11 protein-coding genes are annotated in these 10,417 nt (G+C 72.8%); 3 read left to right on the forward strand and 8 right to left on the reverse strand.

Going from position 1 to position 10,417, the window contains the following annotated elements; all coding sequences use genetic code 11:
- Positions 1-203 precede the first annotated feature (203 nt).
- Genes mnhG through ACWGL3_RS27605 form a run of 6 tightly spaced genes read right to left on the reverse strand, consistent with a single transcriptional unit; the run spans position 204 to position 6,981 of the window.
- Positions 204-611 carry a monovalent cation/H(+) antiporter subunit G gene (gene mnhG / locus ACWGL3_RS27580; protein WP_267946920.1) on the reverse strand — a complete coding sequence of 136 codons (408 nt, stop codon included), beginning with the start codon at positions 609-611 and terminating at the stop codon, positions 204-206.
- Complete coding sequence (locus ACWGL3_RS27585) at positions 608-934, reverse strand: monovalent cation/H+ antiporter complex subunit F (RefSeq protein ID WP_267946919.1); 327 nt, start codon at positions 932-934, stop codon at positions 608-610. Before ACWGL3_RS27585 ends, mnhG begins: the two co-directional genes overlap by 4 nt.
- A complete protein-coding gene (locus ACWGL3_RS27590; RefSeq protein WP_267946918.1) occupies positions 931-1,545 on the reverse strand; it encodes a Na+/H+ antiporter subunit E in 615 nt (204 codons plus the stop codon). The genes ACWGL3_RS27585 and ACWGL3_RS27590 overlap by 4 nt, the downstream gene beginning before the upstream one ends.
- On the reverse strand, positions 1,542-3,200 hold the full coding sequence (locus ACWGL3_RS27595) for a Na+/H+ antiporter subunit D (protein ID WP_267946917.1): 1,659 nt from the start codon (positions 3,198-3,200) through the stop codon (positions 1,542-1,544). Before ACWGL3_RS27595 ends, ACWGL3_RS27590 begins: the two co-directional genes overlap by 4 nt.
- Positions 3,201-3,202: 2 nt before the next feature.
- Positions 3,203-4,033 carry a Na(+)/H(+) antiporter subunit C gene (locus ACWGL3_RS27600; protein WP_267946916.1) on the reverse strand — a complete coding sequence of 277 codons (831 nt, stop codon included), beginning with the start codon at positions 4,031-4,033 and terminating at the stop codon, positions 3,203-3,205.
- The gene (locus tag ACWGL3_RS27605; protein ID WP_267950548.1) at positions 4,030-6,981 is read right to left on the reverse strand and encodes a Na+/H+ antiporter subunit A; all 2,952 of its coding nucleotides are present in this window, start codon (positions 6,979-6,981) and stop codon (positions 4,030-4,032) included. Before ACWGL3_RS27605 ends, ACWGL3_RS27600 begins: the two co-directional genes overlap by 4 nt.
- Before the next feature lie 248 nt (positions 6,982-7,229).
- Between ACWGL3_RS27605 and ACWGL3_RS27610 the strand changes: the two genes are divergently transcribed.
- Positions 7,230-7,706 carry a MarR family winged helix-turn-helix transcriptional regulator gene (locus ACWGL3_RS27610; RefSeq protein ID WP_267946915.1) on the forward strand — a complete coding sequence of 159 codons (477 nt, stop codon included), beginning with the start codon at positions 7,230-7,232 and terminating at the stop codon, positions 7,704-7,706.
- 76 nt (positions 7,707-7,782) lie between these two features.
- On the opposite strand, the gene ACWGL3_RS27615 is transcribed toward ACWGL3_RS27610, so the two are convergent.
- Complete coding sequence (locus ACWGL3_RS27615; protein ID WP_452461959.1) at positions 7,783-8,184, reverse strand: DMT family transporter; 402 nt, start codon at positions 8,182-8,184, stop codon at positions 7,783-7,785.
- The gene (locus tag ACWGL3_RS27620; protein WP_267946913.1) at positions 8,181-8,939 is read right to left on the reverse strand and encodes an SDR family NAD(P)-dependent oxidoreductase; all 759 of its coding nucleotides are present in this window, start codon (positions 8,937-8,939) and stop codon (positions 8,181-8,183) included. The genes ACWGL3_RS27615 and ACWGL3_RS27620 overlap by 4 nt, the downstream gene beginning before the upstream one ends.
- Before the next feature lie 195 nt (positions 8,940-9,134).
- Here ACWGL3_RS27620 and ACWGL3_RS27625 point away from each other — a divergent pair, with 195 nt between their 5' ends.
- Positions 9,135-9,716, forward strand: coding sequence for a TetR/AcrR family transcriptional regulator (locus tag ACWGL3_RS27625; protein WP_344182385.1), 582 nt, complete (start codon positions 9,135-9,137; stop codon positions 9,714-9,716).
- Positions 9,717-9,888: 172 nt separating this feature from the next.
- The gene (locus ACWGL3_RS27630; protein ID WP_344182387.1) at positions 9,889-10,290 is read left to right on the forward strand and encodes a helix-turn-helix domain-containing protein; all 402 of its coding nucleotides are present in this window, start codon (positions 9,889-9,891) and stop codon (positions 10,288-10,290) included.
- The last annotated feature ends 127 nt before the right edge of the window (positions 10,291-10,417 follow it).

Consider the following 10,417-nt stretch of genomic DNA (forward strand, 5'->3'; position numbering starts at 1 on the left):
GCCGCGGGTCCCCCGGGCGGTCGAGGCTCACCACCCCCGGCGGGGCCGGCCGCCCCGCCCGGTGCCCCGGGCCGGGGGACCCCGGGCCGCGCGCACGCGCGGCCGCCCGCTGGGGCGCGGTGGGCGGCGGCACGCGGAACGGCCGGGGGAGGACCTCCTCCCCCGGCCGTTCCCCTCTCCGGCGCGGACCGGGTCCCCCCGGCTCAGGCCCGTGTCTCGGGAGGCCCCCCGCCGCCGTCGGCCCGGCGCTTGGCGGCCAGCCGCTCGGCCAGCTCGTCGCGGACGATCAGGTCCGCGTGGACCCGCCCGGTCCGGTAGGCCACCCGGGCGGCGATGTGGCCGGCCACGGGGACCGTCACCACCTGGAACAGGCCCACCAGGATCAGCGTCCCGATGTTGAACACGTTGGTCTCCTCCGGGATCAGCCGGATGCCGATCCCGACCAGGACCAGCAGGAGCCCCAGCACCTGCGGCTTCGCCGCGGTGTGCATGCGGGAGAGCAGGTCGGGGAAGCGGATCAGGCCCACCCCGGCGACGAGGGAGAGCAGCGCCCCGGCCAGCAGGCACAGGATCGCGATCCAGTCCAGGACGGCGACGACCTGGTCGCTCATGACGAACCCCCTTCCTCAGGGGCCGGGGCCGGGGCCGGGGGCTCGGTCGGCGTGGCCACGTGCTCCTCCGGGCGGCGGGCGACGAACTTGGCGATGCTGATCGAGCCGATGAAGCCCAGGAGCGACAGCACCAGCAGGGTCGGCAGGACCGTCGGGTCGCGGTGGAAGGCCGCGTAGGCGCCGATGCCGGTCAGCGCCGAGGCGAGCAGCACGTCCACGGACAGCGCCCGGTCCAGGATGCTGGGGCCGATCACCATACGGGTCACGCCCAGCAGGACGGCCGCCCCGAGCAGGAGGCCGATGGCGATCCACAGGATGTTCACGCGTCCTCCCTCCGGTCGTCGACGGTCGGTCCGGCACGGAGCGCGTCGACGTCCTCACGGGTGCCCAAAGCCATCACGATCCGCTCCTCCAGCTTCCAGATGTCCTCCCGGCCGGCCTCGATGCCCTTCTCGTCGTCCGCGCCCAGCAGGTGCACGTACAGGATGTGGTTCGGCTGGGAGACCTCGACGATCACACTGCCGGGGATGATCGAGCTGGCGATCGCCGTGCACACCAGCATGAGGTCGGCCTCGGTGCGCAGCGGCACCGCGACCACCGAGCTGCGCACGGGGCCGGGGGAGAGGGTCTGCACCGTCACCCGGAAGCTGGCCACGGCCATCCTGCCGAACACGTACACGAGCATGCGGACCAGGTACACCGGCCGGAACCGGAACCCCGGGGTGATCGGCGGCAGCGGGAAGACCAGCATGATCACGACCGACACCAGGAACCCCAGGACCAGCAGGCCGAGGGACTCGAAGCGCAGCCGGAAGCCGTCGAACAGCAGGAGCCACACCAGGGTCATGCCGAGCGCCACCGGGACCTGGACCTTGCCCAGGCGCCGCCGCAGTGCGGCCAGACCCATCCTCTTCTTCGCCTTCAGGTCGATCACCGGGCGCCTCCGAGAACCGCCTCGACGTACGGGGTCCGGGCCATCAGCTCCACCGCCGCCTCCGAGGAGTAGTGGATCAGCGGGCCCGCGAACACGGTCAGGGCCAGGCCGAACGCGACCAGCGCGACCGTGGCGCCGACCATGCTCTTGGGCAGGACCACGGACGTCACGACCGGGCCCGCCAGGGTCGAGGTGTCGCCGAGTCGGGAGGACGGGCCGACCGCCTCGCCCGGCCCCAGGGCCGCGGTCGACGCGTCGTCGGCCTCGACGTCCTCCAGCACGGTGCCGGGCTCGGCCACCATGCCCTCGGAGGGCGTCCGCCAGAACGCGTAGTTCCACACCCGCGCGATCACGTACAGGGTCAGGAGGCTGGTGAGGACCGAGGCCCCGACCAGCGTGTAGGAGAGCGGCGTGCCCGCCTCCACACCGGCCTGGAGCAGGCCGATCTTGCCCAGGAAGCCGGACAGCGGCGGGATGCCGCCCAGGTTCATCGCGGGGATGAAGAACAGGACCGCCAGTACCGGCGCGATCCGACCCAGCCCGCCCAGCTGGTCCAGCGACGTCGACCCGCCCCGGCGCTCGATGAGCCCCGTGACCAGGAACAGCGTCGTCTGCACGGTGATGTGGTGCGCCACGTAGAACACCGCTCCGGCCAGGCCGTGCTCGCTGCCGAGCGCCACGCCGAACAGCATGTAGCCGATATGGCTGATCAGCGTGAACGACAGCAGACGCTTGATGTCGGTCTGCGCGACCGCGCCGAGGATGCCCATGATCATGGTGGCCAGGGCCACCCACATGAGCAGGTCGTTGAGGACCTGGCCCGGGAAGAAGAGCGTCTGGGCGCGGATGATCGCGTACACGCCCACCTTGGTGAGCAGGCCCGCGAACACCGCCGTGACCGGCGCGGGGGCGGTCGGGTAGGAGTCGGGGAGCCAGGCGGCCAGCGGGAAGACCGCCGCCTTGATGCCGAACGCGAACAGCAGCATCACCTGGAGGACGACCCTGAGGTCGGGGGAGATCTCCGGGAGGCGCTCGGCGAGCTGCGCCATGTTGACCGTGCCGGTGGCCCCGAAGATCAGCGCGATGGCGATCAGGAACAGCACCGACGACACCAGCGACACGACCACGTAGATGGCGCCCGCACGCATCCGCGACTGGGTGCCGCCCAGGGTCAGCAGCACGTAGCTGGCGGTCAGCAGGATCTCGAACCCGACGTACAGGTTGAACAGGTCACCGGCGAGGAAGGCGTTGGAGACGCCGGCCACCAGGATCAGGTAGGTCGGCTGGTACACCGACAGCGGCGCGACCTCGGCCTTGCCCGCCATGCCCTGGCCGATCGAGTAGACGAGCACGGCGAGCGTGATCGCCGCCGAGACCGTCACCATCAGGGCGGACAGCTGGTCGGCGACCAGGGTGATGCCGATGGGCGCGTCCCAGCCGCCCACCTGCACGGCCTGCGGTCCGAACTCGTAGGCGCCCAGCATCAGCGCGAACCCGATGATCAGCACGAGGGCCAGCGAGATGACGCTCAGCCACTGCTGGACCCGCGGCCAGCGGATGCCGAGGGCCAGCTTGACCCCGGCCGCGAACAGCGGGAGCACCACCGGCAGGGGAATGAGGTAGTGCACGAAACCGACGAGGTATTCCCCATCCATGATCAGTCACTCCCTTGCAGGTCGCTGTCCTCGGCGCGGGCCAGGCGCTCGCGCTCGGCCGACATGGTCTGGCGCGCCTGGCGCCGCTGCGAGCGGATGCGGCGGCGCAGCTCGCGCCACAGCTCGCGCTCGGCGGCCCGGTCGGCGCGGCGGTGCTCGCGCAGCCGCCTGCGTCCCAGGCGGATGCGCCCGCGCAGCTCCTGCACCTGGGCGGTCATGCTCTCCGTGCGGTCGGTGAGCCTGCGCATGGTCTCCTGCGACCGCTCGTCCGGCCCGCTCTCCTCGGCCTCGACCTCGTAGCGGGCCAGTTCGGCCTGGGCCGCCGCGATCTCCGCCTTGATGCGGGCCTGCTCGGCCAGCTCCTGGGCGTCGGCGGCGGCGATGGTCGCCTGGAGCTCGGCGCGCTGGCGGCGGATGTCGGCCTGGAGCCTGCGGCGCTCCTTGGCGAAGCGCTGCCGCACCGCTCGGCGGCCCTCGCCCTGCACGATCCTGATGTCCTCGGCGTCGTCCTGGACCTCGTCGTTGCCCTCGAGCTGCCAGTTCCGGTACGCCATCGCCAGCAGGAACGCGGTGATGCCGAGGGTGATGACGATCGCTGTCAGGATCATCGCCTGCGGCAGCGGATCGGTCATCTCCTCCGGCTCGGACAACCACAGGATCGGCGGCTCGCCGGCCTCCCCCGCCATCGACAGGATCATCAGGTTGACGCCGTTGCTCATCACGATGAAGCCGAGCAGCACACGGGTGAGGCTGCGCTCCAGCAGGAGCACGACCCCCACCGCGACGAGCACGCCGACGAGGACGACGAGGATCAGGCTGGGTGACTCGTTCACGAGGTGACCTCCTCGGCCCGGGCCAGCGCGTCTGCCCTGGCGTCCTCTTCCGCGTGTGCGGCGTCCCTCTCGATCTGTTCGTCGATACGGGCGCCGAGGCTGCGCAGGATGTCCAGGATCAGGCCGATCACCAGCAGGTACACGCCGATGTCGAAGATCATGGACACGGTGACGTGGGCCTCGCCCAGGATCCAGAGGTCGATGTAGGCGTCCCCTCCCGCGAGGACGTCGGTGCCGAAGATCGCCCCGCCCAGCGCCGTGCCGGTGGCCAGCGCCAGCCCGGCGCCGATCAGGGCCCCCGGCTGCACCCACGCCGTGGCGTACAGCTCGAACCGGCCTCCGGCGAGGTAGCGGACGATGAACGCCAGCCCGGCGACGATGCCGCCCGCGAACCCGCCGCCGACCGCCGTGTGGCCGGTGAGCAGCAGGTACACGGAGATCACCATGATCACCGGGAAGAGGAAGCGCGAGACGACCTCGAAGATGACCGACCGGCGCTCGGTGGGCAGGGCGTCCGCGCCCGGCAGCCAGGCGTTGTTCCACCTGGGCTTGATGTGCATGCTGTCCGGTGCCATCCGCAGCTCGCCCAGGTCGATGCTGCTCCGGTCGCCGGCGGGCTCCGGGGACTTGGTGACGGACACCGCCATCACGCCGCCCGGAGCCTTGCGGGGCTGTGCCCGGCGGCGCACGAACATGAGGCTCGCGACGCCGGCGGCCGCGGCGGCGAGCACCGAGATCTCGCCCATGGTGTCCCACGCGCGGACGTCGACCAGCAGCACCGAGATGATGTTGTACCCGCCGGCCTCCTCGGCGGCGGCGGGGTACCCCTCGGAGACCGAGGGCGCCTGCCGCGCGGCGAGGGCGAACCAGGTCATCGTGGCGACCAGGATGCCGGTGGCGGCGCCGATGGCCATGTTCCACACCCGGCGGCCGCGCAGCGCGGGCGCCGAGAAGAGGGAGGGCAGCCGGCGCAGGACCAGGACGAAGACCACCAGGCTGACGGTCTCCACCAGGAACTGCGTGAGCGCGATGTCCGGCGCGCCCATCAGGTAGAAGAGGGCGGCGATGCCGTAGCCGCCGGTGCCCACGAGGATCACCGCGAACAGCCGCCGCCGCACGAACAGGGCCAGCAGGGCCGTCCCGGCGACGATCACCGCCGGGATGACCTGGACCGGGGTGTCCCAGAGGCGCACCTCGGGGTGCGGCCCCTCCCAGATGCGGCCGCTGACCATCCACCAGCCCGCGGCGACGACCAGGGAGACCAGGACGGTGCCGAGGTAGACCGGCAGCGAACCGCGCTGGGTCCGCCCGGTGACCTGGAGCGCCAGGTTCTCCAGGGCCGCGAGCATCCGCCGGTAGACCCGGTCGGGGTCGACGAAGGAGGTGCGGGTGCCGATCCACACGACCTGGTGGCGGAAGTAGAACAGCACGAGGCCGAGCGCGACGCAGACGGCGGACAGCAGGAGGGGGAGCTCGAAGCCGTGCCACAGCGCCAGGTGCGTCGTGTACGCGCCGGGCGCCAGGGGCACCGTGTCCGCGTAGCGGGCGAGGAGGGAGTCCAGGAGGAGGGAGAGCGGTCCGCCCAGGAGGCCGAGCGCGGCCATGGCCGCGGCGGGCGCCAGGAAGAGAGCTCCGGGGGCGTGCACCGGGGTGTCCGGGACGTCCTCCTTGACGGCGAACGCCCCCCACAGGAAGCGCAGGCTGTAGGCGACCGTGAGGACGGAGCCGGTGACGATGCCGACGAGGACGGCGGTGTCGAAGGGACCGCCCTCTGTGAAGGCGCCGAAGGCGAGCTCCTTCGCGGCGAAACCGAGGGTGGGGGGCAGGCCCGCCATCGAGGCGAGCGCCAGGACCGAGATCCAGAAGGTCCCGGGCATGGAGGTGCGCAGGCCGGAGAGCTCACGCAGGTCGCGGGTGCCGGTGCTGTGGTCGATGATGCCGACCACGAGGAACAGCGGCGCCTTGAACAGCGAGTGCGCGATGAGCATGGACACGCCGGCGAGGGCCGCGGCCCGGGTGCCCGCGCCGAGCAGGACGATGAGGAAGCCGAGCTGGCTGATGGTGCCGTAGGCCAGGACGAGCTTGAGGTCGTACTGGCGCAGCGCCTTCCAGCCCCCGAGCAGCATGGTGAGCACGCCGAAGAACAGCGCCGACCAGGTCCAGACGGCGGAGTCGGGGAAGGCCGGGGTGAGCCGGGCGACCAGGTAGACGCCGGCCTTGACCATCGCCGCGGCGTGCAGGTAGCCGGAGACCGGCGTGGGCGCGCGCATGGCGGCGGGCAGCCACAGGCTGAACGGGAAGAGCGCCGACTTGGACATCGCGCCGACCATCACGAGGGCGAGGGCGACCTCGACCAGGGTTCCCGAGGGCGGGGCGGCGACGAGCTCGGAGATCACGTAGGTCCCGGCGGTCTCGCCGAGGATGATCATGCCGACCAGCATGGCCAGGCCGCCGAAGGTGGTGACGGTCAGGGCCGTCATCGCCGAGCGGCGGCTCTCCTTGAGCTCCGTGTTGTGCCCGATGAGGAGGTAGGAGAAGACCGTGGTCAGCTCCCAGTACACGAAGAGCTGGATGAGGTCGTCGGCCAGGACCAGGCCGAGCATGGCCCCGGCGAAGGCGACGAACACCCCGGCGAAGCGGCCCAGGCCGGGCTCGGAGTCGTTGAAGTAGCGGGCGCAGTAGACCAGGATCAGTGTGCCCACGCCGGCGGCGATGAGCGTCATGACCAGCCCGAGCGTGTCCATGTACAGGCCGAGCCTGAGCGAGAACTCGGGGGCCCACTCCACGGAGGCCGAGAGCTCGCCGCCGCGCAGGACGGCGGGGGTCTGGAAGAGGGCCCAGACGGTGGACGCGCCGGGGACGACGGCGAGGGCGAAGAACGCGTTGCGGCCCCACTGGCGTACCAGTAAGGGTGCGATCGCCGCTGCGATGAAATGCGCGATCAGCACTGTTGTCAATGCGCCCCTCCCGGACCGGTCCGGGCCCGCCCGGTGCCGGGCGGACGTCCACTGCCCCCAGCGGCGGTCCTCGTCGTCCACAAGCGGACGCGTGGACGGGGTGTCGCTACGGTTTGTGGGGGCATGGATGCTTATGAACTTGCGTGCCTAAGCTATTTAATAGTTAGACTACACAAACGTCAAACCACCGCGCGGGTCGGAGGACCCGCGGCGCCCGCCCAGCCTGCGAGGACCGTTTCGTGCCCGACGAGACCCACGAGCCAAGTGCCGAGCAGCCAAGTGCCGAGCTCGAAGAGTTCCAGCGTGCCTGGACCGAACTGATCAACGCGGCCATACACGCGCGCTCGCGCAGCGGCCACGGACACCGGGGTGCCGAAGAACTCACTCTGACGCAGGCCCTGCTCATGGAGGCGGTGCGGGGCATGGACAACCCGAGTGTGGGCGCCGTCGCCCAGATCGTGGGCGTCTCCTCTCCTTCCGCCACCCGCATGATCCAACAGCTGGAGCGCAAGGGCATGATGGCGCGCCGCCGCTCGGAGCGGGACGAGCGCAGCACGGTGGTGGCGCTCACGGAGGAGGGTGAGCGGGTCCTCGCCATCCGGCGCAAGGAGATGGAGCGCAAGCAGCGGCAGGTCTTCGACGCCATAAGGCCTTCGCTGCGACCCGTCGTGCTCACGCTCCTGCGGGACCTGCGCGCGGCGGTGGACGACACCTGACCCGCGGTCGGCGGACCCGACGGGCGCCGGCCGCCGCCCGCGGTCGGCGGACCCGCCCCTCCGCATGGGGCCGCGGTCAGCCCCGGTCGCCGGAGGCCTCCGGCGCCCCCTCCCGCGAGGGCGGCGCCGCCCCCTCCACGAGGTGCAGACCCGCGACGCCGACCAGGATCAGCACGACGAAGCCGATCCGCAGCGGGCTGACGGCCTCGCCGAGGAGCGCGATCCCGGCCAGGACCACCCCGGCCGCGCCGAGCCCGACCCACACCGCGTACGCCGTGCCGACGGGCAGGTCGCGCAGCGCCAGGGACAGCAGCGTGAAGCTGGTCGCGGCGGCGCCCACCGCCAGGGCGCTCGGCCAGAGCCGGGAGAAGCCGTGCGACTCCTTCATCGCCAGCGCCCACACCACCTCCAGGGCGGCGGCGGCCAGGAGCAGCGCCCAGGGGAGAGGGAGCCACTCGGAAGGGTGCGGCGCGCTCACGCGTTGGCCCCGGCGTCGACCAGGATCGACGTCCCCGTGATGCTCCGCCCGCCCGGCCCGGCCAGGTGGGCCACCGACGCCGCCACGTCCTCCGGGTCGGTGTAGCGCCCCAGGGCGGTCAGCGCGCGCTCGGCGTCCGCGCCGGGGCCGTCGGCCGGGTTCATCTCCGTGTCGGTGGACCCCGGGTGGACGAGGTTGACGGTGATCCCCCGGGGGCCCAGCTCGCGGGCCAGCGAGCGGGTCAGCCCCACCAGGGCCGCCTTGCTCGTCGTGTACAGGGTGGCCTCCGGGAGGGAGGCGCGCTCGCTCAGGTTGGTCCCGACGCCGATGATCCTGCCCCCCGGCCCCATGTGCCGGACGGCGGCCTGGGCGGCGACGAACGCGGCGCGGGCGTGGACGGCCATCGACCGGTCGAACTCGGCCACGGTGGCGTCGCCGAAGGGGCCGAAGACGGCGATCCCCGCGTTGTTCACCAGGATGTCCGGTCCGCCCAGGCGCGCGTGGACGAGGTCGACCGCCTCGCGGATCCGGTCCGGTTCGGCGGAGTCGGCGCGGACCGCGAGGGCGCGGACCCCGGCCGCCTCGGCGTCGCGGACCAGCGCCTCGGCGCGCTCCCGCGCGTTCAGGTAGGTGAACGCCACGTCGGCGCCGTCGGCGGCCAGCCTGCGGACGATCGCTGCGCCGATCCCGCGGCTGCCGCCCGTGACGAGCGCGACCCGTCCGGCGAGGGGACTCCGTGTGCTGTCGTGGGCCATGTCGGCTCCCTGGTGCGTTGCTGGGGGTGGTGTGTCCGGGGAGGGCTCCCCGTGCGGCCGATACTAAGTGGAATTTTTTCCACTTACAAGGGGATGGCGGGGTTCTGGCTATACTCGCCGCGTGTTCGCAGGTCACCAGGAACCCCCGCAGGCGTCCCCGTGAGCGGCCCCGGGCCGCGGCGCCGGACGCTCCCCATGGCCGGAGCGGCGCGCCCCGAGCGCGCCGACGCCGCCCGCAACCGCCAGGCCCTCCTCGCCGCCGCACGCGAACTCCACGCCGAACACGGCACGGAGGGCCTCACCCTGGAGGCCGTGGCGGCCCGCGCGGGCACCGGGGTGGGCACGGTCTACCGGCGCTTCGGCGACCTGGCCGGGCTCACCCACGCGATGGTCGACTCCCAGGAGTACGAGTTCCAGAGGGGCTTCCTCGAAGGCCCGCCGCCCCTCGGGCCGGGAGCGCCGCCCCTTGAACGGCTGCACGCCTTCGCCGACGCCTTCGTCGACCGCCTGGAGGCCCAGGCCGAACTCCTCGCCGTCGCCGAGACCGCCTCTCCCCGGGCCCGCTACCGGAGCGGGGCCTACGCCGCCCACCACGCGCACCTGGTCTCCCTGGTCGCGGAACTGCGCCCGGACGCCGACCACGCCTACCTGGCGGACGCCCTGCTCACCCCCCTGGAGGCCGCGCTCCACGTGCACCAGCGCCAGGAGCGCGGGATGTCCGAGGAGCGGGTCCGCGCCGGGGTGCACGGGGTGGTCGACCGCATCGCCCGCCCCTGAGCCCGGGGGAGGGCCGTGCGCGGCCCGGACGGCGGGAAGGTGCCGGAGGGTCCCCGGGCGCGGTGGCGCGTCCGTCCCCGGCCGGTTCTGCCTTCCGCAGAAGGGCGCCGTGCGCCTCCCGGCCGCGGCGTACGCTCGGAGGAGACCACCGCTCACCCACCGGGAGGACCCGATGACCGACGTCCTACGCTCCCTGGACGAGGCCCGGAGGGGTCACCGCGCCGAGGAACCGCCGGAACCGCTCATGCGGGACCTCATCGGCGACCTCCTGCGGCGGACCCGGACCGAGCAGGGCCGGACCCTGCGCGAGGTGGCGGAGGACGCCCAGGTCTCCCTCCCCTACCTGTCCGAGATCGAGCGCGGGCGCAAGGAGGCCTCCTCCGAGGTCCTCGCCGCCGTCTACCGCTCCCTCGGCCTCAGCATGGCCGACGTGCTCGCCGCACTGTACGAGCGGACCGTGATGGTCCCGCTCACGCGAACACGCACCGGCCCGGGCGACTTCCGGCGCGCGCCGGTCGCCCCCGTCGCCGCCCCCGCCCACCAGGCCGGGGTGGTCCTCTCCCTGGCCGCGTAGCGGCCCGCGGTGGGCCCGCCGAGGGCGCAGCCGCTCTTCGCTCTCCCCGGCCGCGCAGCGGTCCTGCTCCGCCCCCCGGCGAGGTCGGGGGGCGGAGCGCGTCCGGGGCGACCGGTCCGTGCGGGGC

It is taken from the genome of Nocardiopsis sp. NPDC055824, from assembly GCF_053616335.1.

Excerpts from the sequence above, each read along its gene's own strand:
- mnhG (WP_267946920.1), bottom strand. The coding sequence starts at position 611 with ATGAGCGACCAGGTCGTCGCCGTCCTGGACTGGATCGCGATCCTGTGC.
- ACWGL3_RS27595 (WP_267946917.1), bottom strand. The coding sequence starts at position 3,200 with ATGGATGGGGAATACCTCGTCGGTTTCGTGCACTACCTCATTCCCCTG.
- ACWGL3_RS27620 (WP_267946913.1), bottom strand. The coding sequence starts at position 8,939 with ATGGCCCACGACAGCACACGGAGTCCCCTCGCCGGACGGGTCGCGCTC.
- ACWGL3_RS27625 (WP_344182385.1), top strand. The coding sequence starts at position 9,135 with ATGGCCGGAGCGGCGCGCCCCGAGCGCGCCGACGCCGCCCGCAACCGC.
- ACWGL3_RS27630 (WP_344182387.1), top strand. The coding sequence starts at position 9,889 with ATGACCGACGTCCTACGCTCCCTGGACGAGGCCCGGAGGGGTCACCGC.